We start from the raw sequence: 23824 nt of genomic DNA, 5'->3' as shown, positions 1-23824 counted from the left end.
CTCCCGCTCCCGCTCCCGGTCCGCCCTCCCCGATGCCCAGAGATGCGACAGAAAGTCCGTTCATGAGAGACGTTTGCACCGACTTTGTTTCGCCGATCTCTTGATGGATAGGGGTGGGGCGAGGGAGAAGGGCCTGTGCGGATCGCCGGGCGTTCGAACGCGGCACGAGACTTAGCCGGGCGCGCGTCAAGCCCGCCCCGCGCCAGCCGGGCGCCTGGCACACTGGAAGCATGCACGAACGAGCCGGCACGCCCGCCCGCCCCGAAGACCTGATCGACGTCGACGCGCTGCTCGCGGCGTACACGGAGATCGTCCCTGATCCCGCGAACCCGGCGCAGCGCGTCGTGTTCGGCACGTCCGGTCACCGCGGCTCGGCGCTCGCCGCCTCCTTCAACGAGGCGCACATCGCTGCGATCAGCGCGGCGATCGCGGAGTACCGAGCCGCGCAGGGCATCGACGGCCCGCTGTTCATCGGCGCAGACACCCACGCGCTCTCGGCGCCCGCCCAGCGCACCGCCATCGAGGTGCTGCTCGCGGCCGGCGTGCGCGTGATCGCCGCTGCGGGCGACGGCGACGCGGCCTTCGTGCCGACACCAGCGCTGAGCCATGCGATCCTGCGCCACAACCGCGGTCGCGACGCCGATGACGCCGGCCGAGCCGACGGCATCGTGGTCACCCCCAGCCACAACCCGCCGAGCGACGGCGGGTTCAAATACAACCCGCCCCACGGCGGCCCGGCGGACAGCGACGCGACCGGTTGGATCGCAGCTCGGGCGAACGAGTTGCTCGAGGCCGGCGCCGACATCGCGCGCGCGGACGCGGGAGCGGTCGCCGCCGTCGAGCGGTACGACTTCGTGAACGCCTACGTCGACACCCTCGGCGAGGCGATCGACCTCGACGCGATCCGCGCCGCGAAGGTGCCGCTCGCCGTGCACCCGCTGGGCGGGGCGAGCGTGGCCTACTGGGCGGCGATCCGCGATCGACTCGGCATCGAGCTCACCGTGCTCGGCCCGGGCGTCGACCCGCAGTGGGGCTTCATGCATCTCGACTGGGACGGCAAGATCCGCATGGATCCGTCGTCGGCCAACGTCATGTCGACGGTCGACGAGCACCGCGGCCCGTTCGCCATCATCGCGGGCAACGATGCGGATGCCGACCGTCACGGCATCGTCACGAGCGACGGCTTGATGAACCCCAACCACTACCTCGCCGTCGCCATCGACTACCTGCTCGGGCACCGCCCCGACTGGTCTGCCGAGGCGGGCATCGGCAAGACGCTCGTCTCCTCCGGCATCATCGATCGCGTCGTCGCCGCCCAGGGCCGCGACCTGCTCGAGGTTCCGGTCGGCTTCAAATGGTTCGTGCCGGGGCTCGCCGACGGGAGCGTCGTCTTCGGCGGCGAGGAGAGTGCTGGCGCCTCATTCCTCTGCTTCGACGGCAGCGCGTGGAGCACCGACAAAGACGGCATCCTGCTCGCACTGCTCGCCGCCGAGATCCAGGCGGTGACGGGGCAGTCCCCGTCAGAGCGCTACCGAGAACTCACTGCGCAGTTCGGCGAACCGGCATACGCGCGCGTCGACGCGGCGGCGACTCCCGAGCAGAAGGCCCGGCTCGGTGCGCTATCGCCCGACGACGTCACCGACACCGAGCTCGCGGGGGATCGCATCACGGCGATCCTCACCGAGGCTCCCGGCAACGGTGCGCCGATCGGGGGGCTCACAGTGCAGACGGAGCACGCGTGGTTCGCTGCCCGACCCTCCGGCACCGAGGACGTCATGAAGATCTACGCGGAGTCCTTCCGCGGCGCCGAGCATCTCGCGGAGGTGCAGGCAGCCGCGCAGGCGCTGGTCGGGCGCGTGCTCTCCGACTGACGCCGGTACGCTAAGAGGCATGTCGCACGCCTCAGCAGCCCCCCGCCGGTACTCCTACCTGGGGCCGGCTGGAACGTTCACCGAGGCGGCGCTGCGGCAGGTGCCGGAGGCCGAGGGGCAGGTCTGGAACCCGGTCGACAACCTCGGCGAGGCGCTGAACGATGTCGTCAGGGGCGCCAGCGACGCGGCGATGATCGCCATTGAGAACTCGATCGACGGCGGAGTCACCGTCGCGCAGGATGCGCTCGCCACGATCCCCGGCCTCCGCATCATCGGCGAATACCTCGTGCCGGTGCGCTTCGTGCTCGTGGCGAGGCCGGGAACCGCGCTCTCCGACGTCAGCGTCGTCGCCGGGCACCCGGTCGCGTACGGGCAGTGCCGCGTATGGCTCGACGGAGCGGCGCCCACGCATCGCCACCTGGTGGCGACGTCGAACGTGCAGGCCGCCGCCGACCTCTTCGACCCGACGAAGGGCGTCGACGCCGCGATCGCGCCGCCCGGCATCGAGGCGCACTACGACGTCGAGGTGCTCGCGGAGGGCATCGCCGAGAACCCCGACGCGGTGACGCGCTTCGTGCTCGTGAGCCGCAGCGTGCCGGTGGGGGAGCCCACCGGAGCCGACAAGACGTCGCTCATGGTGGAACTGCCGGAGGATCGGCCGGGCGCTCTGCTCGATCTGCTCGAGCAGTTCGCAGCGCGCGGCGTGAACCTCACGCTGCTCGCATCGCGTCCGATCGGGGATCGCATGGGCCGGTACCGCTTCGTGATCGACGCTGAAGGGCACGTCAAGGATGAGCGCGTCGCCGACGCGCTGCTCGGCGTGAAGCGCTTTAGCCCGAAGGTCTCGTTCTTGGGTTCGTACCCGCGCGCCGACCGGGTTGCGGCGACCATCCGCGACCTGCACGACGACGACACGTTCCGGGATGCGCGGGATTGGCTGCGCGGAGTGATCGAGGGCACCCGCGACGGCGAGGCGTGACGCCTACGCGCGCGCCTGCCACTCGGGCAGCACGCGCACGATGAGCGATCCCGGGTCCACCTCGCCGCTCACGGTGAGCGCGAACCCGAAATCGTCGCCGTCGAGCTGCACGGGCTCCGGCTCCGCCACCGCGAGCGCATAGCGTTCGGCGCGCATGTACGAGACGCTCCGTGTGTCGCGCACGAGATCGATGATCTTCCGCCCCGTGCGCGAGCGGCGCAGCACCCCGTTCTCCCATCCGATCTTGCGCCAGATGCGCAGCCACGAGAACGCGCCGAGCGGGTGGAGGGCGACGACATCGAGCTTGCCGTCGTCGAGCTGGGCGTCGGGGATCAGCAGCACGCCTCCCGGCATCAACCCGCAGTTGCCGATCATCACCGTGTAGACCGACAACGGCCGCACCGGCGAACGGTCGATGGAGTAGTGGATCTGCAGCGGTCGGTCGGAGATCATGGTGCGCACGCCGGCGTCGACGTAGGCCAGCCACCCGAGCCGCTTCTTCAACGTTGACTTCGTCGCCGAGATGGCGCGCGCGTCGAGGCCCATCCCGGCGAGCACGAGGAAGACGTGCTCGCTCTCCGACTCGTCCTCTCGCACGATGCGCACGATGCCGAGGTCGATCGGTCGGTTGCGCCCGGTGAACGCGGCACGCACGACATCGTCGAGGCGATTCAGCGGGGCGCCGAGATTCCTCGCGAGCAGGTTGCCCGTGCCCTGCGGGACGACGGCGACCGGAACCCCGCTGCCCCTGAGCGCCTCGGCCACTGCCCGAATCGTTCCGTCGCCGCCGCTCGCGAGCACGACATTCGCGCCGTCGTCGACCGCTCGGCGAGCCGCCGAGACGCCCGCATCCTCCGCGCTGGTCTCGTACCACCGGGCTGCACCCCACCCGGAGGCCTGCTCCTGCTGCGCGACGGCCGCTCGCAGTGCCGAGAGGTCGGTCTTGAACGGCTGATACACGACCGCCGCCCACGGAATGTGGTGCGAGCGGGTATCTGGCATGCGTCCAGCGTAACGGCGGGCAGCAGTTCTGATGCTGGGCGCGGGTAAGCTGGAGCGCGTGATCGATCCAGTCCTCCTCCGCAACGATCCCGAAGCCGTGAAGCGCTCGCAGCGCGCTCGAGGAAATGACGAGGCGGTGGTAGATGAGGCGCTCGCCGCCGACGCGACTCGCCGAGCCGCGCTCGGAGAGTTCGAGACGCTGCGCGCCGAGCAGAACGAGTTCGGCAAGCGCGTGAAGGCGGCCTCCAAAGACGAGAAGCCGGCACTGATTCAGCAGGCCCAGCAGCTCGCCGCTTCGGTCAAGGCGGCCGACGCTCGCGCGAAGGCGGCGGAAGCCGAATTCGATGCGATCTCGCTGCGCATCGAGAACCTGGTCATCGACGGCGTGCCGGCGGGCGGCGAGGAGAACTTCGTCACGCTGCGCGAGGTGGGCGAGCAGCCGACCTTCGACTTCGCACCGCGCGACCACCTCGAACTGGGCGAGATGCTCGGGGCGATCGACATGGAGCGCGGCGCCAAGGTGTCGGGCGCGCGCTTCTACTTCTTGCGCGGCGTCGGCGCACGGCTCGAACTGGCGCTCATGAACATGGCCCTCGATCGCGCCCTGCAGCACGGATTCACGCCGCTCATCACCCCGACGCTGGTCAAGCCCGAGATCATGCAGGGCACCGGATTCCTGGGGGAGCACGCGGACGAGGTGTACCACCTTCCCGCGCAGGATCTGTACCTCACCGGCACGAGCGAGGTCGCACTGGCCGGCTACCACTCCGACGAGATCATCGACGTCTCTGCCGGCCCGATCCGGTACGCCGGGTGGTCGACGTGCTACCGCAGCGAGGCCGGTTCGCACGGCAAGGATACGCGCGGGATCCTGCGCGTGCATCAGTTCAACAAGCTGGAGATGTTCGTCTACGCCGACCCCGCAGAGGCGGAAGCTGAGCATGATCGGCTCGTGGGCTGGCAGGAGGAGATCCTCCAGGCGCTCGGCCTGCACTACCGCGTGATCGACGTCGCCGCAGGTGATCTGGGCTCGAGCGCTGCGCGCAAGTTCGACATCGAGGCCTGGGTGCCGACGCAAGACGCGTACCGGGAGCTCACCTCGACGAGCAATTGCACCACGTACCAGTCGCGCCGGCTGTCGACCCGCTACCGCACGGAAAGCGGCAAGACCGCTGCGGTGGCGACGCTGAACGGTACGCTCGCCACCACGCGATGGATCGTCGCGATCCTCGAAACGCACCAGCAGGCCGACGGCAGCGTCATCGTGCCGGAGGCGCTCCGCCCGTACCTCGGCGGACTCGACGTGCTCACACCGATCGCGGGGGTGTGAGCCGATGAGTGCCGCGCCTCGCATCTCCGCCGATGAACGGCACCTCATCGCGCTCGACATCGACGGGACCGTGCTCAACCACGGGTTCGGCGCGGGCGCTGGGGACGATTCCGCCGGCGGTCACATCGACCCCGACCTGGCCGACGCGATCCTCGCCCTCCATGAGATGGGGCATGAGGTCGTCTTCGCGACCGGGCGCTCGGTCGACGCGACGCTGCCCATCGTCGAGCGGCTCGGGATCCGCCCCGAGTGGGTGGTCTCGGCGAACGGCGCGGTGACGCTGCGTCGCGACCCGCTCGCCCACCGGGCGTACCGACGCGAGTTCGTCGAAGCCTTCGACCCGAGCGATGCCCTGCGGAAGATCCGCACGCAGCTCGTGACGGCGCGTTTCGCGGTGGAACTCGCAGACGGCGGATTCCTGTACACCGACGACATCCCCACGGGCACGCTGCCGTCGCGGCAGCGGCGGGTGCCGTTCGAGCAGCTGCTCGGCGTGCAGGCGTCGCGCGTCGTCGTCGTCTCGCCCGACCATCGGCTCGAGGAGTTCCTCGACGTGGTGAACACGCTCGGGCTGACGCACGTGTCGTACGCGGTCGGCAGCACGTCGTGGCTCGACATCGCCCCCCACGGGGTCACCAAGGCGAGCGCGCTCGAGGTCGTCGCCTCGCACCTGGGGATCGACGGATCGCGCGTCTTCGCGGCGGGTGACGGGCGCAACGACATCGAGATGCTGCAGTGGGCTGCGAAGCGCGGTGACGCGGTCGCCATGGGCCAGGCCGTCGACGATGTGCGGGCAGTCGCCAGTCGCGTCACCGGCACGATCGACGAGGTCGGTCTGCTCGCCGCGCTGCGCGATCGCTTCCCCGTGATCCGATAGCTCGCGGCGCGCTTCGCCGTCATTCTGGCCGCGCCCCGTTTGCTAAGCTCGTTCGCGGAGGGTTGTCCGAGCGGCCGAAGGAACTTGTCTTGAAAACAAGCACTGGGTAACCCCCAGTCAGGGGTTCAAATCCCCTACCCTCCGCCACCAGTGAATCCTCCCGACCGAGTTCCGGTCGGGAGGATTCTCGCTTCAGGGACTACTCCGCGACGGCGGCGTCCAAGGCGTCGAAAAAGTGGTCTGGGATGCTCACGAAGAGGGCGTCAGATGGTCGACGTCGTTGGGTACGCGCGGGTATCGACTCGTGAGCAGTATCTGGAGTCCGAGCGGCATCCGACGCTGAGAACGTGCCGTCACGGCGAGGGTGTACCGCGCAGCGTCCCCTCTCGCCTGGTCGGTGCGTTCTTGGAATACCGTGCGCGGCGGAAATTCCATCCGTTGCGTGCTCGGCGACGAACACACTGTGCAGGGCAAAAATGATCTGCCGATCGAGAGGCGACGATGATGGCGAAATCGACGGCACCAACGACCAAGTCGAAGAACCGCCGCGGGGTCTGGGCCCTTTGGAGCGCGCTCGCCGGCATTGTGAGCGCTGCGGCGTTCCTCGCCGTCGCCGAACTCGTCACTCTGCTCGTCGCCCCTGAGAGCAGCCCGATCCTCGCGGTCGGGTCGTTCGTGATCGACATCGTGCCGCAACCCATCAAAGAGTTCGCAATCGCGACCTTCGGCGAAGCCGACAAGGTCGTTCTGCTCTGCAGTCTCGGCCTGGCGGTCGCCGTCGCCGCCGCGATCGGCGGCATCCTGCAGTTCTTCGCGCGCCCGTTCGGGCTCGTCGTCCTCGTCATCGCCGGAGCGCTCTCGACTGCCGCGACCGTCACTCGTTCCGGTGCATCGGTGCTCGCCGCCGCCCCGCCGGTCCTGGGAACCTTAGTCGGCTGCGCCGTGCTCATCCTGCTCATTACCCGGCTGCGCGTGTGGTCGGGTGACGTCGTCGCGGGTTCCGCGGCTCGGACCGGGCCGCCTGACGCCGAGACACCCGCAGCACGCGAGGTCGGCCGCCGGTCGTTTTTGATCGTCACTGGCGCTGTGGGCCTGTCGGCCGTGGTTGTCGGGATCGGGGCTCGCATGCTCAACGCCACGAGCGCTTCCATTGACGCCGCCCGCCGCGAGTTGCGGCTGCCTGAGCCGCGGACGACCGTCACGATCCCTCAAGGTGCCGAGTTCGAGGTTGATGGTCTGTCACCGCTCATCACCCCCAACGCCGACTTCTACCGCGTCGACACGGCTTTGACGGTGCCCGCGGTCGATCCCACCACATGGCGGCTCGTGATCGACGGGATGGTCCGCGAGCGGGTGGAGCTGAGTTTCGACGATCTCGTCGGCATGGGGCTCGACGAGTATTCGGTCACGCTTACGTGCGTCTCGAACGAGGTCGGCGGCGGGCTCGTCGGCAACGCGATCTGGCAGGGCGTCCCCATCCGCGACATCCTGAAGATGGCGGGGCCTCAAGCAGGAGCCGACATGGTGCTCTCGCGCAGCGTCGACGGCTACACGGCATCCACCCCGCTCGAATCACTCACCGACGACGGGCTCGACGCGATCTTCGCTGTCGCGATGAACGGCGAGCCGCTGCCCCTTGAGCACGGCTTCCCCGTGCGCATGGTCGTGCCCGGCCTGTACGGCTACGTCTCGGCGACCAAGTGGGTCACCGAGTTGAAAGTCACGACGTTCGACGCCGACGAGGCGTACTGGACACCTCGCGGATACGCCGCGCAAGCGCCCATCAAGTTCGCCTCGCGCATCGACACGCCTCGTACCGGTAAGCCGGTCGTGGCGGGCACAGTCGCCGTTGCGGGCGTCGCGTGGGCCCAGACCGTCGGCATCGATCGCGTCGAGGTGCGAATCGACGACGGCGACTGGCAGTCCGCCACCCTCTCGAATCCCATCAACTCCGACACGTGGGTGCAGTGGATGATGCCGTGGGAGGCCACCGCCGGAACCCATTACGTCGAGGTGCGGGCCATCAACAAGAACGGCGAGACCCAGACCGAGGAGCGCACGCCGATTGCCCCCGACGGGTCGAGCGGTTGGCAGCGGGTACTCCTGACGGTCAGCGCCTGACCGTCACCTCCTCACCGTCAGCTCTTGCTGTTCGCGCCGTCGAGCCAGTGGAGCAGGGCGCGGAAAATGTCTGGATCTATCTCCTGGGCTGAACGGTCGCTGAGCGCCACGACGTCGCTAGGCGCGCACCACCTGGCGCGCGCCGTACGCCGCCTCGGCGCTGCGGCGGCTATCGGCAAGCGCCTCGGGGAGCGTGCGACGCGGCGGACGCCGCGTGAGCATCGACGCGATCGCCTCTTGCAGCTCGGGCACGGTCGCCTCGTTCGGTGCGAGCACCTCGGCGAGCCCGGCCCGCTCGAGCGCTTCGGCGCCGGCGAACTGGTCGGTGGAGAAGGGGAGCACCACAAGCGGAGTGCCGAACGAGAAGGACTCGGTCACGCTGTTGTTGCCGCCGTGCGACACCGCGCCTGCCGCGCGTTCGAGCAGCGTCACCTGCGGCAGGAACTCCTGCACGAGCCAGTCGGCGGGCAGCTCCCCGAGTGAGTCGACATCCGACGAGCCGTGGGCGATCGCCGCCCGCACGCCGAGCAGGCGCAGCGCTTCGACGATCTTCCGCAGGACGTCGCCCCGCACCGACAGGAAGCTGCCGAAGCTCACGTACACGAAGGGCTCGGCGCTCGCATCGAGCCAACGCTGCACTGCGGCGTCGGGCTGTTCTGGTCGCAGTGACGAGCCGATGAAGGTGTGCGGCGGCAGTATCTCGCGGCGCTCCTCGGGCACGAGCTCTGCCGGATAGTTGAAGACCAAGAAGTCGCCGTGCTCGGCGAACGCCTCGTGCGAGGGGGGCAGTGCAGGATCCAATTCCGCGAGCGCGTGGTTCCACTCAGCGGTGAACGACGCGCTGACACGGGAGCAGAGTTCGCGAAGCGCATCGAGTTCGTGCGCGCTCGGCGAGAACGCCCGAGGCCACGCCGACGGGTATCCGTAGAGCTCGCCAAACGCGGGCAGCGGCAGCGCCGTCGGGTGCCCCAGCACCATGTCGATGGAGTCGATGCCGGCCGATCGCAGGGCGAGTCGCGCGCTGAATGCGAGGTGATCCACCACGATCTCGTCGGGCTGCACCTCCGCGACGATGTCGAGCACACGGCGCGCGGTTTGGACGGGCTGCCACATGAGGTCGTGCAGCCGCGCACGCGCCTGGAAGGCGAGCGTCTCGATCATCCCGGCGCGGGTCGCATCGAAGAAGCCGCGCAGCACGTCGTCCTCACCTTTCGGCTGCTGCTCGGCGCGAATCGTTCCGGGGTTGGATCCCTTGCCGAGACTCAGCGGCACGTGCTCGTAGTCGAATGACCGCACGATGGGCGCCGTCGCCGGGCCTGTGGCGACGACGACGCGGTGCCCGTGATCCCGCCAGGCCTGGCCGATGGCTGCCAGGGGGTACAGGTGCGATGCGTAGTCGGGACTGATGATGAGGAGGGTCATGCGTTCGTTTCCAAGTCTCTGGGGAGCCCAGCAGCAGTGCGACGTCGATGAGCTGTTGCGTAGATGCCCGCGAGCGTGCGGGCCATCGTGTGAATGGAGAATCGGTCGGATACGAGCGTGCGCGATGCGGCGGCGCGATCGTCGGGGCGCTCCGCAGCCAGGCCGAGTCCCTCCACGATCGCGGCTCGCAGGCACCCGGCGTCCGTCGTGTCAGTGAGGATCCCGGTGCGTCTCGGCTCGATGTACGTCGCCGGGCCGCCGCGGCGCGGGGCGATGACGAAGAGCCCTGCGGCCATGGCCTCGAGGATCGCCAGACCGAATTCCTCCTTCATGCTGCCGCAGACGTACACGCCGTGCGGCGCGGCGAGTCCCGGAACGCCGAAGCGGGCGGCGGCGATCCACTGGGCGGCGACCTGATTCGGGCGGTGCCCAACGATGAGCAGGCCGCGCGCTGCGCGCGCCTGCGGGTCCACCACGGCGTCGATCAGCGCGAGCTGGTCGGCTTCGTCGGCTGATGGACGCGCGAGGTTGCCTCCCACGATCAGCAGGTTGCAGCGCTCCTGCAGTGCGGGGTCGGCCCAGGCGTCGACGATCGTCGACATGCCCTTGACGCGGTGCAGGCGTCCCACACTGATGAGGAGTGGGAGGCCGCGGCGGTGCGGCGGAAGCTCCTCGAGCAGGCCGGTGAGCTCCCGCAGTGCGGTGCCGGCAGGCGCACCCGCCGCGGCTGCGCGGGCCTCGGCAACGGCGGCGTCGATGACGGACACGTCGATCCCCTCGGCGACGGGCGTGTACTGTGCGGGGTCGTCGATGTCGATTCCGACGAGACGCTGCAGGTCGGCCTGCAGGTGCTCGCGCGGCATGAGCACGGTGTGCGCGGCGGCTTCCGCGAGCTCTCGGACGAGTTGGGCTCGGAACCAGTAGCGATCCTGCGCGTCGTGATCTCCGAAGTTCTCGCGTGTGAGGGCGCCTGCGAGCTCCAATGATTCGATGAGCGCGTGAGGATCGGGCGCAGCGGTGAAGATCACCGGTATCCCGGCTGCACGAGCGACATCCCATGCCGCGAGCGTTCCCACGTCGGCCATGCGCAGGTGGATCGCGTGGACGGTGCCGTGCGCGGCCAGTGCCCGGGCGATGCCGCGTCGCGCGGCGACGTAGTTCGACCAGGCGTCTTCGGCGCGCGTGACGGCGACGGGGAGCCCGATCTGCGAGTAGGCGTGACCGTCCGGGGCGGCCTTCGCATCGCCGTCGGCCGCCGCGTCACCGCCTCGGGAGATCGTGAGTACACGGCCGATGGCGGGGTTCTCGGAGTGCGCTTCTGCACCCGCATCGCTGCCGGCCAGGAGCGCATCGCCGAGCCGGACCAGGAGTGTGGCGATGCCCCCGTTGTTGCCGCTCCCCACGGTGCGCAGGCCGGAGTCGATGTCGGCGCCGAGGAAGAGCTGGGCGACGGTCAGCGCTTCGTCTGCGCCCGGGTCCACGGGTGTGGTTGCGCGAGGTGCGGCGTCGCCTCGTCGGGCGTCGTCAAGCGCGTCTCGTGCGGCTTCGCGCACTGCGTCGGCCTCGCCGGTATCGAGTGCGATGCTCTCGAGTGCTGCGATCGCGCTCGGGCCGCTCATGAGCCCGAGGGTTTCCGTCAACCGGCGTCGCACGGGTGCGTCCGATCGCGTCTGGAGTGCGACGGTCAGATGGTCGACGATCGCGTCGCTCGCGTCGATGCACCAGGCCTCCAGCGCTCGTTGAGCGAGCATGCCGTCCAGACCTCCCGCAGTCAGCAGGGCGACGAGCGGGGCGATGGAGGGGAGGTGCGTGCGCCGCCGCGCGGCGCCCCAGGCTGCGTGCGCGCGCATGAACGCTCGAGGATCGCGCAGTGCTTCTGCCAGTACCGCGTCGGCCGCACCGGCAGCTCCGTGGGGGTCGGGCCCGTCGTGCTCGATGTGCGCGACGGCGTGCAATGCCGCGATTGCGACGGCCTGATCTTCGCCCTCGATCGCCGCGGTCAGGGCATCGACGGACGTCGGCTCGTCTCGCGCCGCGTCGGAGAGCCGTTCGGACGCCATGAGCACCTGGGTGAGACTGCCCGTTTCGCGCATCGTTCGCAGCAGCGATTCCACTGTCATGCCGCACCCACGTCCTGTCGATAATTGCTTAGATTTTAAGCTTAGATGTGTTTTACACAAATTCTAAGCTATTGTCGCGGTAGGTCATCATCTGACGGGTAAGGAAGCGGCATCGGCTCCGTCTCTGCATCAGTCTCTACCGAGAGTTGAGTCATCGGCTGTGAATACGCGAATCTCCCGCAGAGCTCCTCGTCCCGAGGACGAACGACTGCACTGGACGAAGAACCTCGCCCACGGCATGCAGCACGTGCTGAGCATGTACGGCGGCATCATCGCCCCACCGCTCATCATCGGCACCGCCGCGGGCCTGTCGAGCACGGAGATCGGCGTGCTCATCGCGAGCTGCCTCTTCATCGGAGGGCTCGCGACGATCCTGCAGACCATCGGCCTCCCGTTCTTCGGCAGTCAGCTCCCGCTCGTGCAGGGCACCTCCTTCGCCTCGGTCGCGACTCTCGTCGCCATCGTCGGAGGCGGCGGCGGCATGCCAGCCGTGTTCGGAGCGGTGCTCGGCGCCGCCGCCATCGGCCTCCTGATCGCACCCTTCTTCGCGAGGATCGTGCGGTTCTTCCCGCCCGTGGTCACCGGCGTCGTGATCACCACGATCGGCATCTCCCTCATTCCCGTCGCGGCGCGCTGGGCGATGGGAGGATCGGCGACCGCCGACGACTACGGCAGTGTGGGGAACATCGCGCTCGCCGGGGCCACGCTGCTCATCGCGCTCGTGCTCTCTCGCGTGCGAGCCTTCGGTATCAACCGGATGGCGATCCTGCTCGCCCTCGCGCTGGGCACGGTCATCGCCTTCATCGCGGGCAAGACCGACTTCTCGTCGGTCGGTGACGGAGCGATCTTCGCGATTCCGCAGCCCTTCGCCTTCGGGCTGCCCGTCTTCGAGATCAGCGGAATCATCTCGATGGTCATCGTCGTGCTCGTGATCCTCACCGAGACGACGGCCGACATGCTCGCCGTCGGGCAGATCACCGGATCGAGAGTCGACTCGCGTCGCATCGCGGACGGACTCCGCGCCGACATGCTGTCGAGCGTCGTCGCCCCCGTCTTCAACACGTTCACGCAGAGCGCGTTCGCCCAGAACGTCGGGCTCGTCGCGATCACCGGCGTGAAAAGCCGATTCGTCGTCGCGACGGGAGGCGGGATCCTGCTCGTTCTCGGCCTGCTGCCCGTGCTCGGCCGCGTCGTCGCCACCCTGCCGATGGCCGTACTCGGTGGGGCGGGCATTCTGCTCTTCGGCACGGTCGCCGCGTCGGGCATCCGCACCTTGAGCAAGGTGCAGTACGAGAACAACTTCAACTTCTTGATCGTCGCGGCATCACTCGCCATCGGGTGCATCCCGGTCGTCGCACCCGACTTCTTCGATCAGTTCCCCTCCTGGTTCAGCACGATCTTCCACTCGGGGATCAGCTCGGCCGCGATCGCCGCGGTACTGCTGAACCTGCTGTTCAACGAGATCGGGCGGAAGCGCCGTCCCGTCGAGTCCGAGGCGGCGCCGACGACCGCCTGACCGGCTGCTGCGGCTGCGTGCGCTGAGTGCTGCGGCTGTAACCCTCGGGTTCGGCACGGTGGTGGTGCCGCTCAGAAGTCTCCCTTCTTGTAGTACCTGCGGATCGTGAGGTCGTGGCCGCGCACGCGCTCCAAGTGCGTGCTCAGGCGTTCGAGCACGGCGGCGAGCACGATCGGTGAGACGAGCGCCCGCACACGCGGGCTGAGTCCGGGGAGTTCGAAATCGAGCGTGTCGATGACTCTGACGCGTTCGGTCACCGTGCGTGCGAAGCGCTCGACTCGATCCGTCAATGGTCGTTGCTCGTCCTCGCCCTTGAGGATGAACACGCTCGTGTCTGACTCCAGAAGTTCCAGGGTGCCGTGGAAGAAGTCCGACGCGTGCACGGGGCGGGTCCAGATCCACTGCATCTCTTCGAGAATGCACATGCCGTAATACATCGCCTCGAACCAGGAGCCGCCCGCGCTCGTCATGATGTGATGCTGTTCGTCGGCGATCTCGATCGCGAGCGCTTCGGCGCGCGCCTCGAAGGCCTGCTTCGCCGCGACCAGGAGATCGGGGAGTCGGCGCAGCTCTGCCACGACGGCGTCGTAGTCGTCGAGTTCGCCCCGGGCATCCATGATGGCGAGTGCGAGCAGCAGCGACTGCAGGTGGAAGTTCTCGCTCGAGGTCGGATCGGCGCAAGCGTTGGAGAATGCGATGTCGGCGAGTTCCGCGATCGGGGTGGACGGGTGAGAGGTGAGGCTCAGGATCGTCGCGCCGCGCGACCGGGCGAATCGAAGCGCGGCCACCGCCTCCTTCGTGGTGCCTGAGACCGAGGGGAAGACGGCGAGTGATCCGGGACCGAGGTGCGCACTGCCGGAGTGCACGATCTCGGCGCTCATCTCGATGTGCACCGGGAGGGTGGATCGGGTCTGCAGGAGGCGAGCCGCCGGCAGCATGAGGAAGTTCACTCCACCTGCGCCCATGAAGAACAGATTCCTGCCTCCGTCGTCGAGCCAGGCGCGCACGGCGGTGCGGATCTCGGGGGCGAGCGCGACGGCTCCGCGCTGCACGGCGAGATAGGACTCGGGATCGAACTTCAGCATCATTGCTCCTGTCTGTTGATGTAGTTCATTGTCTGACAACTAATCTAGAAGTGCAACAACATCCGCGCAAGCTCCGCATTCTCCATGCGATGCGCAATCTCGTTAAGCTGAAGCGGAGATGCGCGGCGCACCATTGGGCCGCCGAGCATGTTCTGTCAGAGGAGGAGCCTTGTCCGACACGACCGCGGGAAGCGGGGCTCGGGAGAGTGCCGTCGACCGCACTCGATCGCAGATCACCGCGCTCATCGACGAGCTCGCCCTTCGGCCGGGCGAGCGTCTCCCGACCGAGGCGGCCCTGACCGACCGCCTGAAGACGTCCCGCTCCACGGTACGGGAGGCATTTCGTCAGCTCGAGCAGAGCGGCATCGTCGTCGCGGTGCAGGGGCAGGGGCGCTTTCTCTCCGCTTCCGGCGGACTGCGCGTCGAGCGGCCGGTGACGAAGTACGAGAGCATCACCGAGGTGCTCACCGCACGCGGCTACCGCGTGACGAGTGCCGTGCTGAGCGTCTCTGAAGCGGAGGCGGACGCCGAAGCGGCCGCTGCCCTCGAAGTCGAGATCGGTGCGCCTGTGATCCGGCTCGTGAGGATTCGCTTCGGAGACGACCGCCCGCTCGTGGTGAGCGAGAACATCGTACCCAGAGAGCTCCTCCCCGGTCCGATCGAGCATCGGGACTGGGGCGGTTCGTTGACCGCGGCCCTCGCCGCGCACGGGGAGTACGTGCAGACCGCGCTCGCGACCCTCTCAGCGGTGGAACTGCCGGCCGACTGGGAAGCGCAGTTCAATCTCTCCGGCATGGGACCGTGGCTGCTGGTCACCGAGGTGGGACTCAGCATCTCCGGGCGCCGCGTGCTGCACGCGAAGGACTACCATCGCGGGAGCGAGATATCGTTCACGGTGCTGCGCCAGCGATAGTCGCGCTGACCCTCGAGCTGTTCAGCTGTTCAGCTGTTCAGCTGTTCAGCTGTTCAGCCGTTCAGCTGTGCGTGGGAGCGGGGGCCACCGACTCCCGCTCGATGAACTCCGTCTCGAGCTCGCGCTGCATCGGCGGCTCGGCATCGCCCGCTCCCGAGTCGATGCGGCTGAGCAGCAATTCGGCGGCCTGGCGGCCGAGTTCGAGCATCGGCTGACGCACCATCGTGAGCGGAGGGTTCATCACCGCAGCCCACGAGCTGTCATCGAACCCGACGATCGAGACCTGGCTCGGGATCGCGAGGCCGGCATCTCGGAGTGCGTGCAGAGTGCCGGTCAGCGCATCGGTCTCGGTGCAGAAGAACGCGGTGGGCGCTGCATCGAGTGCGAGCATGCGGGTCACCGCCTCGTACGCTCTCATCTCAGTCTTCTCGCCGAGCATGATGTGGTCGAGGTCGAGCGGAATCGCTGCATCGTCGAGGGCGTCGAGGTACCCGGTGAGTCGCTCGCCGTCCGACCAGAGATTGCGGCCGGCGGCCTCGACGAGCTCTCGACGGTACTCGATCCGCTCCGGCACGGGCGGGCCCCAGATGAAGCCGATGCGCGAGTGTCCCGCAGCGATCAGCTCCGTCGTCGCATGCCGAGCGGCAGCGCGATTGTCGATGACGACGGCGTCGAGGTCGAGCCCCGGGATCAGTCGGTCGAGGAGTACGAGTGGGATGCCCTGCTCGTTCGGCAGCTGGAGGTGCGCCGTCGAATCGGCGGCGCACGCCGCGGAGGACAGGATGATGCCGTCGACCCGTTTGTCCACGAGTACGTTGACGGCGTTGATCTCTTCTTCGAGGTGCTCTGCGGTGCTCAGCACCAGCGCGTCGAACCCGCGCGCGCTCGCCACCTCGGATATGCCGAGCGCGACGCCGCCGAAGAACGGATTCGAGATGTCGGCGACGACCACGCCGATCGTGTGACTGACGCCGGTGGAGACGCTCCGTGCGAGCTGATTGGTGCGATACCCCAGGGCATCGGCCGCGGCGAGCACGCGGTCTCGCATCTCGGCGCTGACATAGCCGTACCCGCCCAGTGTGCGCGCTGCGGTGGCCCGCCCGACGCCGGCGGCGGCTGCGACTTCTGAAATCGTCGGGGCGGAAGGGCGAGGCTTGCCCACGGTCTACCTCCTCGATGCCGAAGACTCCAGTTTAGGGGCCGCTGCGAACGGCGTCGCCGGTCGAAGCGTAGCGCTGCAGTTCCTCGTCGGGGATCGCCCGGCCTCCGCCGAACGCCGACTCGACGAAGCACTGCGCGCGTGATGATGCGTTCCCGGCGTCGAGGCCGGCGCGCAGCGCGTCGTGGCTCGGCGCGTGTTGACGGCTCCACCCGCGTTCGAGCAGCTCCACCATGAATCCGGTCACGAACGCGTCCCCGCAGCCCATGGTGTCGACGATGGTCGCCGGATCGCTGATGATGGCGGCGGGCGCCGAGACGCGCTGCGTTCCATCCGTCACGATCGCCCCGTCGGTGCCGCGAGTGGCGAGGGCGATGCCGGCGCCGGCCGAGATCAGTCGGTCGAGCAACTGGTGCGTCTGCGTGACGCTCTGATCGGAGCACGAGACGAGCGCGAGGTCGATGTGCGGCGCGACACGGGAGATGTACGCGTTCGTGCGAAACTCCGGTTCAGAGGAGAAGTCGAAGCTCACGAGCGCGGGGGTCTGGCGCAGACGCGGAAGTTCGGGTTCGGTGCGCGAATACACGCTGGAGTGCACGAGGTCGAAGGTTGCCACATACTCAGACCGGCCCTCATTCAGATCGATGGGCTCCCGCACGGTGACGCCGCCGTCGTTCCATTCGAGGAAGACGCGCTCGCCGTCGATCACATTCAGGGTGGAGATGCCGGTCTCGCCGTGACGCACGATGGAGCGGGAATGGTCCACACCCGCGTTCGAGAGCGCGGCCTGCAGAAAGCGTGCGAGGGGATCGTCGCCGAAGACTCCGAGATACCCGGCGCTCGCGCCCAGGCGACGAGCGTACACGGCGACGTTGACGGCGTTGCCGCCTGGGTAGTCGAGACGGCGATCGAGAAAGCGGTCGACGATGTTGTCGCCGAATCCGAGGATCTTCACTGAGCGTTCCTCTCAAGCGCGATAGTCGTGCGGAACGGGCGTCGCGCACGGAGGGGAGGGGTGACCCGGGCCTGCGCGGCGAGGTCTGCGCAGGCCCGGGTGGGAATCCGGGTCAGTAGTCCATGACGCGGTAGTAGCGGCGGAGGTCGAGCGAGTGATCCCGAACTCGCTCGAGATGCTTGCTGAAGCGCCCGACGGCGATGTCGAGCACGATCGGCGCGATGAGTGCCCGATTCTCCTGGCTGAAGCCGGCGAGTTCATAATCGCGGTTGTCGAGTACGGTGACGTCCTTCGAGATCCGCTTCGCGAATGCCTCGGCGCGATCGGTGAGGGGACGCGTCTCGTCTTCTCCCTGGAAGATGAGCACCGGCGTGTCCTCTTCGAGCAGCTCGAGCGAGCCGTGGAAGAACTCCGCAGCATTCACGCGCGTGGTGTGGAGCCACTGCATCTCTTCGAGCACGCACATCGAGTAGAGGTAGGTGAGCCCCCAGAGCGGGCCGCCGCCGATGAGGAAGTAGTAGTCGGAGTCCTTGTGCGTCTCCGCGAATGCCCTGGCCTTCTCCTCCGTCGCCTTGGCGGCCTCGATCACGGCGTCGGGCAGGTGCACGAGCTCGTCTGCGAGCGACGGGTATCCGTCGAATTCGCCCCGAACGTGCATGATGCGGCCCACGAGGAGCAGCAGCTGCGGATCGAACGGCCAGGTCTTGGGCGCGCAGACGAGCGCATGATCGACGTTCTGCGCGATCGGGGAGTCTCCGATGCCGGTGAACGCGACCGTGGTCGCTCCCTTGCTCTTCACGTAGTCGATCGCCAGCAGCACGTCCTCGGTGGTGCCGGATGCCGAGGCGAACACCGCGAGCGTGCCGGTGCCGAGCCAGGCGTCGCCCGATTCGATGAGCTCACGGGAGATGGCGGCGCGCACGGGGAGCTTGGAGTGGCGGCGGGCCAGGTACTCGTAGGGCCACATCTGGGCGTAGGTGCCTCCGGAGCCGATGAGGAGCACGTTGTCGATGTTCTGCAGCTGATCGACGAGTGATTCGATCTGCGGGCGGAGGGCGACCGCACTGCTGAGCTGCTCACGCAGTTCTTCCTCGTTGAAACCGAGCATGGTGACGTTCCTTTCGTGACGCTTCCTTGACCCGGTCTGATACCGGTATCACGTTCGAGTATCGTGCCATGACGAATCCGACCCCGTCAACACATTTCCCATAACACGCGGCTTCATGCCCGAAAATACCGAGTGCTCACGTCATCGGGGCTTGCGGTGCCGCCGCCATTCGGTCACAATACTTTTCAGGCAGGTGGGACCGGTATCAGTACGCCGGACGAAAACTTGCCGACGCCGTTCAATACACCTGGCGGGCCGTCGCGCACCAGCGGCGCTCTCAACGAGGAGGGCATGAATATGCATCGGAAGACAACATCGGTCATGGTGATGGCCGCCGCGGCGGCGATCGCGCTCAGCGGATGCACCGGGGGCGGCGGTGGCGGCGGTGAAGCCGTCGACGTCACGGCCGAGCCTGAGTACTCTGGCACGCTCAGCGTCCTCACCAAGTTCGCCGGCGAACCACTCGAGCCGTACTTTCTCGACGTCGCCGAGGAATACCAGAAGCAGCACCCGGACGTGGAGTTCGAGTTCATCCAGGAGACGGATCAGTCGGTCAAGGACAAGACGAAGACGCTGACGGCTTCAGGGGCGCTCCCCGATATCTACTTCACGTGGGCGGGCACATGGGCTCAGAACTTCGTGGAGGGCGGGCTCGCCGCAGACCTTAGCGAAGTGATCGCGCCGGGAACGGAGTGGGGCGGGCAGTTCGGCGAAGCCTCGCTCGACGCCTTCAAGTTCGATGACAAGTACTTCGGCGTACCGCTCTACAACAATGGCAAGTTCATGGGCTACAACGTCGAGGCATTCGAGCAGGCCGGCGTGGAGGTGCCGACGACGTTCGAGGAGCTCATCGATACCTGCGGGCCCCTGCGCGAGGCCGGATACGAGCCGATCGCGTTCGGAAACAAGGACGGCTGGCCCGCCCTGCACTACCTGCAGCAGCTATTCGGGTACAACGTGCCATCCGATACCCTGCACGCCGATTTCGACCCCGCGACGGCCGAGTGGAGCGACCCGGGCTACGTCGAGTCGCTCGAGCAGTTCGATCAGCTGGTCACGGAGTGCACGGACTCCGGCAGGGGAACCAACGGGGTGCTGTACACCACCGCGCAGGAGGCCCTCTCCGGGGGCCGAGCGGCCATGTACTACCAGGAGATCCTCGAATTCGACACGGTTACGGCCGAGGGCGCAGCACTCACTCCCGAGAACTTCGGCATCTTCAAGCTGCCGGTTCCAGAGGGGGCGAAGGGCGACACCGACGCCATCCAAGGGTCGCCCGAGGGCTACCTCATCAACGCGAAGTCTCCTCGTGCTCCGCTCGCCGTGGACTTCATGAAGTTCGCTACCGACCAGGCCAACGCCCAGACACTCTCATCTCCGCCCTACGGTCAGCCGAGTACCGTCATCGGAGCGGTGACCGAGGAGACCTCGAGCGCAGCGGTCTTCAGCGGGATCGAGCAGGTCAATGATGCCTCGCAGCTCGTGGTCTGGCTCGACACCGTCACCGTTCCGGAAGTGGCCGACGCGTGGCTCGCGGGCGGTGAGGCGCTGATCAGCGGTGATACGTCACCCGATGAGATCCTCGCGAGCGTGCAGAACGCGAATTCGATGGCGCAGTGATCCTGCTCGGGGCGGTCGAGTGCTGCAGCTCGGCCGCCCCGCCGGATCCTGAACGGATAGGTGACTGACATGCAAAAGCGCCTCGCATCGCTCAGAGGGCTGCTGTGGCTGGCCCCCGCGATTCTCATCCTCATCGCCTTCGTCTATCTTCCCCTCGTGCAGAACTTCGGTTTTGCGACCGGCGAGTGGGATATCTACTCGGGAACGCAGGAGTTCGTCGGAGCGAAGAACTTCGAGAAGCTGCTGCACGATCCGATCTTCTGGCGCTCGCTCGGCAACAACCTGCTCTACGCTGCCGCCTCGATCATCTTCCAGGTCGGTGGTGCGCTGGTCATCGCCTCCATGGTGGAGAGCGTCAGGAATGCCCGGGTGCGCAACGCACTGAGGGTGATCTACTTCATCCCATCGGCCATCTCGATCACGGTCTCGGGCCTGCTCTTCTACTTCATCTACGAGCCGAACATCGGCATGCTCAACAGCGCCCTCGGGTTCTTCGGCCTCGACGCCCTCGCGCAACCCTGGCTCGGGCAGGAGAGCACGGCGATGTTCGGGATCATCGCGATGAGCCAGTGGCAGGGATTCGGCTACTCCGCCCTGCTCTTCACCGTCGCGATCCAGCGGATCCCGACCGAACTCTACGAGGCGGCGCAGATCGATGGCGTCGGCCCGTTCCGGCGGTTCTTCACCATCACCCTCCCGCTCGTTCGCGAGATGTCGGGGCTTATGATGATCGTCACCATCTCGGGCGCATTCCAGGTGTTCAACGAGGTCATGGTGATGACGAGTGGCGGACCCAACAACTCGACGCAGGTGCTCGGCACATGGCTGTACCGCAACGGGTTCGTGAGGAACGACTTCGGGTACGCGGCGGCGATCGCCGTCGTGATCTTCCTGCTATCGCTCGGGATCGGCCTCGCACAGCTCTGGTACACACGGAAACGGAGGGTCGAGGTATGAGTACCGAGACGGCAGTACTGCTGACGGTGCGACCGCAGCGAGCTCGCATCGGCAGAGCGGGTTTTCTCGGGATCATCGGTCGTGTCTTCGCCTGGTCCTTCTTGATCGGCCTCGCGGTGATCGTCATCTACCCGCTGCTGTGGATGATCTTCAACGGCTTCAAGACCAACACCGAGCTGTTCGGCAATCCGTTCGCCCTGCCGCAGCAGTGGAGCTGGGAGAACTACGCGAACGCCTGGAATCGCGGCGTGAGCGACTTCCTCACCACGAGCCTGCTCGTCACGGTCGTCTCGACGGTCACGACGGTGCTCGTGAGCGCCTGGGCCGCATACGGGCTCACTCGCGTGAAGATCCCGTTCAGCGCATTCTGGTCGGGCATCATTCTCGGCGGGCTCATGCTCGCCCCCGCCGTCGCACTGGTACCGCTCGTCAAGATGTTCCAGGCGCTCGGGCTCTACAACACCTTCTGGGCGCTCATGGTGCTCTACACCGCCTTCCGCATTCCCTTCACGACGTTCTTGATCCGCTCTTACATGATCGACTTGCCGATGGAGGTCGACGAGGCCGCGCAGATCGATGGCGCGAGCCGCTGGACGACGTTCTGGCGGATCATTCTGCCGATGTGCAAACCCATTCTCGTCTCCACGGTGCTGCTGCACGTGCTCTTCGCATGGAACGAATACCTCTTCGCGATGGTCTTCACCAGCAGCGTCGGCGCGCAGACGCTGCCGGTGGGGCTGACGAGCCTGATGAGCAAGCACGGCACTGATTACCCGGTGGTCTTCGCCGGGATGGTCATCGCGGCGGTGCCGGTCGTCGTGCTGTTTCTCGCCTGCCAGCGCTATTTCGTGAAGGGCCTCGCCGACGGGGTCGGAAAGTAAGGAGACGCATCGTGTCGCTCGCGCTCACGCAGGTCAGTGGATCCAATTTCTCGTATCAGCACCACCCGCTCGACCAGTGCCTCGACGATCTTGCGGCTCTCGGCCGCACCGGCGTCGAGCTGTGGGGCGTCGCACCGCAGTTGCACGTGCCGTGGATGAGTGGCGCCGATGCTCGGGCGATGCGTCGTGCTGCGGCATCGCGCGGTCTCGAGATCGTCTGCTTCACGCCCGAGCAGGTGATGTACCCCGTGAATATCGCATCCCCTGATCCCCGGATGCGTGCGACGAGCGTTGCAACGTTCCGACGTGCGGCCGAGTTGGCCGTCGAGCTCGGCGCACCGAAGCTCTTTCTCACCCCCGGCCGCGGGTTCGAGAGCGAGGCTCGAGAATCGGCGTGGCGGCGATCGATCGACGCACTCGGGGAGATCGCCGCATACGCGCAGACGCTCGGACTCGAGTGCCTCCTCGAGCCGTTGCAGCGGGTGGAGTCGAACCTCGTGAACACCGCTCAAGACGCCGCTCGAGCGCTCGAAGACGTGGGCGCTGCGAACCTCGGCGTCGCGCTCGACACCGTGGCGATGGCGGCGGCGGGAGACACGGTGGACGGATACTTCGAGCTGCTCGCAGACCGTGTGCGTCACGTGCACCTCATCGACGGCACGCCGACTGGGCACCTCGCCTGGCGCGACGGCGAGCTTCCGCTCGAGGACATTCTGGTGGCCCTCGACCGGCACGGCTACTCGTGTTGGATGACCGTGGAACTGTTCGGGGACGGAAGCTACGCGATCGACCCCCGGCCCGCGCTCGCCCGGTCGCTCACGGCGATCGAGGCTGCACTGCCAGCGTCTTCGCGCTGACAGCGAGGGTTCCTCTCGACTCCGAGGGTTTGAGCTGCGTTTCTCGGTGCACGGTCGACGGGAACCCTCGTGCTCACGGGAGGGGAATGCTCAGGCGAGCGGGTGAGCCATCATGGCAGTGCTGCCACCCGGGTGCTCGTCCAGGTGCTCGTCCTCTTCCGGCTTCGGGTCACGGGCATCCGCATACGCGAATGCGAGCGAGGCGATCGCGAGCGTGAACGCCAGGATGCCGAACGGGTTGCAGAGCGCGAGCGACATCTCCGCCGAGAACGCGGAACCCCCGGCGAGGCTGAGGATGGAGACGAGGTCGTCGCCCACGCGGTCGGGAACGGTCAGGCCGAAACCGATCGCGCAGACCCACGCGAGGATCAGCGTGACGATCGTGCTCCGGCTCGTGCGACGCCCGCGGGATGCGGTCACGCGCAGCCGGCGCGCCTGCCACACCTGCAACCAGATGAACACCAACCCGATTGTCGGGAGGTACCACCAGGTCAGGCTGCCACCGATGCCGAACAGCCAGCGGCCGGCCGCCATCCACAGCGCCAATACCACTCCGACGACGACTACGACCGGGCTCCGCACGCCTGCTCCTCACCTGTGCTCAGCACCTCCGGCAGAAGACCCGCCCGGGTGCGCAGTACTAGCCAACCAGATTTCACTTTGTGCCGCGAACAGTGCTATTCTCTAACGGTTGTCATCGCACGGTGGCCACGCCCCGATAGCTCAGTGGTAGAGCACTTCCATGGTAAGGAAGGGGTCCCGGGTTCAAATCCCGGTCGGGGCTCTGACTCTCTGGCTCGCACTCGTGCGGGCCAGTTTGGCTGAGTAGCTCAGCTGGTTAGAGCGCACGACTCATAATCGTGAGGTCGCGGGATCGAGCCCCGCCTCAGCTACAGAGAGTCTCTGAGAAACCCCCTCTTCGGAGGGGGTTTCTTGGTTCCCGGGAGAGGTGACCGACGTGCTTTGGTTACTCTGGCACGGCCGGGGGACCGGCTTCCAGTTCAGCGAGGCGCGCGATCCAGGGAACCCGGTGCACGGCAGCAGCAACGAT

At 67.3% G+C, this 23824-nt stretch carries 19 protein-coding genes and 3 tRNA genes; 14 read left to right on the top strand and 8 right to left on the bottom strand.

Features of this window, described 5'->3' with window-relative positions; translation table 11 throughout:
- The first annotated feature begins 230 nt into the window (after positions 1-230).
- Both pgm and pheA read left to right on the top strand, forming a co-directional pair.
- Positions 231-1871, top strand: coding sequence for a phosphoglucomutase (alpha-D-glucose-1,6-bisphosphate-dependent) (gene pgm / locus WFH23_RS05565; protein ID WP_336661844.1), 1641 nt, complete (start codon positions 231-233; stop codon positions 1869-1871).
- 19 nt (positions 1872-1890) lie between these two features.
- Complete coding sequence (gene pheA, locus WFH23_RS05560; RefSeq protein ID WP_336661843.1) at positions 1891-2850, top strand: prephenate dehydratase; 960 nt, start codon at positions 1891-1893, stop codon at positions 2848-2850.
- A gap of 3 nt (positions 2851-2853) precedes the next feature.
- Here the strand turns inward: pheA and WFH23_RS05555 are convergent, their stop codons facing one another.
- Positions 2854-3852: a diacylglycerol/lipid kinase family protein gene (locus WFH23_RS05555; protein WP_336661842.1), complete on the bottom strand. Its 999-nt coding sequence runs from the start codon at positions 3850-3852 to the stop codon at positions 2854-2856.
- 58 nt (positions 3853-3910) lie between these two features.
- Here WFH23_RS05555 and serS point away from each other — a divergent pair, with 58 nt between their 5' ends.
- From serS to WFH23_RS05535, 4 genes are all read left to right on the top strand, one after another.
- Positions 3911-5182, top strand: a complete 1272-nt coding sequence (gene serS, locus WFH23_RS05550; RefSeq protein ID WP_336661841.1) for a serine--tRNA ligase — start codon at positions 3911-3913, stop codon at positions 5180-5182.
- A 4-nt stretch (positions 5183-5186) separates the two neighbouring features.
- The gene (locus WFH23_RS05545; protein WP_336661840.1) at positions 5187-6059 is read left to right on the top strand and encodes an HAD family hydrolase; all 873 of its coding nucleotides are present in this window, start codon (positions 5187-5189) and stop codon (positions 6057-6059) included.
- Between the two features lie 56 nt (positions 6060-6115).
- A tRNA-Ser gene (locus WFH23_RS05540) sits at positions 6116-6206 on the top strand.
- A gap of 357 nt (positions 6207-6563) precedes the next feature.
- Positions 6564-8180: a molybdopterin-dependent oxidoreductase gene (locus WFH23_RS05535; protein WP_336661839.1), complete on the top strand. Its 1617-nt coding sequence runs from the start codon at positions 6564-6566 to the stop codon at positions 8178-8180.
- A gap of 117 nt (positions 8181-8297) precedes the next feature.
- Here the strand turns inward: WFH23_RS05535 and WFH23_RS05530 are convergent, their stop codons facing one another.
- Together WFH23_RS05530 and WFH23_RS05525 are read right to left on the bottom strand one after the other, a co-directional pair.
- The gene (locus tag WFH23_RS05530) at positions 8298-9602 is read right to left on the bottom strand and encodes a glycosyltransferase (protein ID WP_336661838.1); all 1305 of its coding nucleotides are present in this window, start codon (positions 9600-9602) and stop codon (positions 8298-8300) included.
- Positions 9599-11722, bottom strand: a complete 2124-nt coding sequence (locus WFH23_RS05525) for a glycosyltransferase (protein ID WP_336661837.1) — start codon at positions 11720-11722, stop codon at positions 9599-9601. Before WFH23_RS05525 ends, WFH23_RS05530 begins: the two co-directional genes overlap by 4 nt.
- Before the next feature lie 160 nt (positions 11723-11882).
- Here WFH23_RS05525 and WFH23_RS05520 point away from each other — a divergent pair, with 160 nt between their 5' ends.
- Positions 11883-13238 carry a nucleobase:cation symporter-2 family protein gene (locus WFH23_RS05520; RefSeq protein WP_442918700.1) on the top strand — a complete coding sequence of 452 codons (1356 nt, stop codon included), beginning with the start codon at positions 11883-11885 and terminating at the stop codon, positions 13236-13238.
- 71 nt (positions 13239-13309) lie between these two features.
- Here WFH23_RS05520 and WFH23_RS05515 read toward each other — a convergent pair whose 3' ends face one another.
- Positions 13310-14326, bottom strand: coding sequence for an SIS domain-containing protein (locus tag WFH23_RS05515; RefSeq protein WP_336661836.1), 1017 nt, complete (start codon positions 14324-14326; stop codon positions 13310-13312).
- A gap of 166 nt (positions 14327-14492) precedes the next feature.
- Here WFH23_RS05515 and WFH23_RS05510 point away from each other — a divergent pair, with 166 nt between their 5' ends.
- The gene (locus tag WFH23_RS05510; protein ID WP_336661835.1) at positions 14493-15236 is read left to right on the top strand and encodes a GntR family transcriptional regulator; all 744 of its coding nucleotides are present in this window, start codon (positions 14493-14495) and stop codon (positions 15234-15236) included.
- A 61-nt stretch (positions 15237-15297) separates the two neighbouring features.
- On the opposite strand, the gene WFH23_RS05505 is transcribed toward WFH23_RS05510, so the two are convergent.
- The 3 genes from WFH23_RS05505 to WFH23_RS05495 form a co-directional block, all read right to left on the bottom strand.
- Complete coding sequence (locus WFH23_RS05505; protein WP_090152400.1) at positions 15298-16398, bottom strand: substrate-binding domain-containing protein; 1101 nt, start codon at positions 16396-16398, stop codon at positions 15298-15300.
- A 31-nt stretch (positions 16399-16429) separates the two neighbouring features.
- On the bottom strand, positions 16430-17350 hold the full coding sequence (locus tag WFH23_RS05500; RefSeq protein ID WP_336661834.1) for a PfkB family carbohydrate kinase: 921 nt from the start codon (positions 17348-17350) through the stop codon (positions 16430-16432).
- A gap of 112 nt (positions 17351-17462) precedes the next feature.
- The gene (locus WFH23_RS05495) at positions 17463-18458 is read right to left on the bottom strand and encodes an SIS domain-containing protein (RefSeq protein WP_336661833.1); all 996 of its coding nucleotides are present in this window, start codon (positions 18456-18458) and stop codon (positions 17463-17465) included.
- Positions 18459-18755: 297 nt separating this feature from the next.
- Between WFH23_RS05495 and WFH23_RS05490 the strand changes: the two genes are divergently transcribed.
- The 4 genes from WFH23_RS05490 to WFH23_RS05475 all read left to right on the top strand — a co-directional run bounded on the left by WFH23_RS05490 (position 18756) and on the right by WFH23_RS05475 (position 22773).
- The gene (locus tag WFH23_RS05490) at positions 18756-20078 is read left to right on the top strand and encodes an ABC transporter substrate-binding protein (protein ID WP_090152516.1); all 1323 of its coding nucleotides are present in this window, start codon (positions 18756-18758) and stop codon (positions 20076-20078) included.
- A 69-nt stretch (positions 20079-20147) separates the two neighbouring features.
- Positions 20148-21035 (top strand): carbohydrate ABC transporter permease, encoded by an 888-nt coding sequence (locus tag WFH23_RS05485; RefSeq protein WP_090152392.1) that lies wholly within the window; start codon positions 20148-20150, stop codon positions 21033-21035.
- A complete protein-coding gene (locus WFH23_RS05480) occupies positions 21032-21916 on the top strand; it encodes a carbohydrate ABC transporter permease (protein ID WP_090152389.1) in 885 nt (294 codons plus the stop codon). Before WFH23_RS05485 ends, WFH23_RS05480 begins: the two co-directional genes overlap by 4 nt.
- Before the next feature lie 11 nt (positions 21917-21927).
- Positions 21928-22773: a sugar phosphate isomerase/epimerase family protein gene (locus tag WFH23_RS05475; protein ID WP_336661832.1), complete on the top strand. Its 846-nt coding sequence runs from the start codon at positions 21928-21930 to the stop codon at positions 22771-22773.
- A gap of 90 nt (positions 22774-22863) precedes the next feature.
- On the opposite strand, the gene WFH23_RS05470 is transcribed toward WFH23_RS05475, so the two are convergent.
- Entirely contained in the window at positions 22864-23355 is a 492-nt protein-coding gene (locus WFH23_RS05470; RefSeq protein WP_336661831.1) for a hypothetical protein, read from the bottom strand.
- A gap of 130 nt (positions 23356-23485) precedes the next feature.
- On the opposite strand from WFH23_RS05470, the gene WFH23_RS05465 reads away from it, so the two are divergent.
- Positions 23486-23557: transfer RNA gene (locus WFH23_RS05465), tRNA-Thr, on the top strand.
- Positions 23558-23592: 35 nt separating this feature from the next.
- Positions 23593-23666, top strand: a tRNA-Met gene (locus tag WFH23_RS05460).
- The last annotated feature ends 158 nt before the right edge of the window (positions 23667-23824 follow it).

Source organism: Leucobacter sp. USHLN154, from assembly GCF_037145595.1.
GTDB lineage: Bacteria > Actinomycetota > Actinomycetes > Actinomycetales > Microbacteriaceae > Leucobacter > Leucobacter alluvii.
The sequence above is the reverse complement of the archived record's forward strand: the minus strand, read 5'-3'. Positions and strand labels throughout refer to the sequence as shown.

Coding starts and splice junctions, on each gene's coding strand:
- WFH23_RS05555 (WP_336661842.1), bottom strand. CDS start 3,852: ATGCCAGATACCCGCTCGCACCACATTCCGTGGGCGGCGGTCGTGTAT.
- WFH23_RS05495 (WP_336661833.1), bottom strand. CDS start 18,458: ATGCTCGGTTTCAACGAGGAAGAACTGCGTGAGCAGCTCAGCAGTGCG.
- WFH23_RS05480 (WP_090152389.1), top strand. CDS start 21,032: ATGAGTACCGAGACGGCAGTACTGCTGACGGTGCGACCGCAGCGAGCT.
- pheA (WP_336661843.1), top strand. CDS start 1,891: ATGTCGCACGCCTCAGCAGCCCCCCGCCGGTACTCCTACCTGGGGCCG.
- WFH23_RS05485 (WP_090152392.1), top strand. CDS start 20,148: ATGCAAAAGCGCCTCGCATCGCTCAGAGGGCTGCTGTGGCTGGCCCCC.
- WFH23_RS05490 (WP_090152516.1), top strand. CDS start 18,756: ATGCATCGGAAGACAACATCGGTCATGGTGATGGCCGCCGCGGCGGCG.
- WFH23_RS05515 (WP_336661836.1), bottom strand. CDS start 14,326: ATGATGCTGAAGTTCGATCCCGAGTCCTATCTCGCCGTGCAGCGCGGA.
- WFH23_RS05545 (WP_336661840.1), top strand. CDS start 5,187: ATGAGTGCCGCGCCTCGCATCTCCGCCGATGAACGGCACCTCATCGCG.
- pgm (WP_336661844.1), top strand. CDS start 231: ATGCACGAACGAGCCGGCACGCCCGCCCGCCCCGAAGACCTGATCGAC.
- WFH23_RS05535 (WP_336661839.1), top strand. CDS start 6,564: ATGGCGAAATCGACGGCACCAACGACCAAGTCGAAGAACCGCCGCGGG.
- WFH23_RS05525 (WP_336661837.1), bottom strand. CDS start 11,722: ATGACAGTGGAATCGCTGCTGCGAACGATGCGCGAAACGGGCAGTCTC.
- WFH23_RS05530 (WP_336661838.1), bottom strand. CDS start 9,602: ATGACCCTCCTCATCATCAGTCCCGACTACGCATCGCACCTGTACCCC.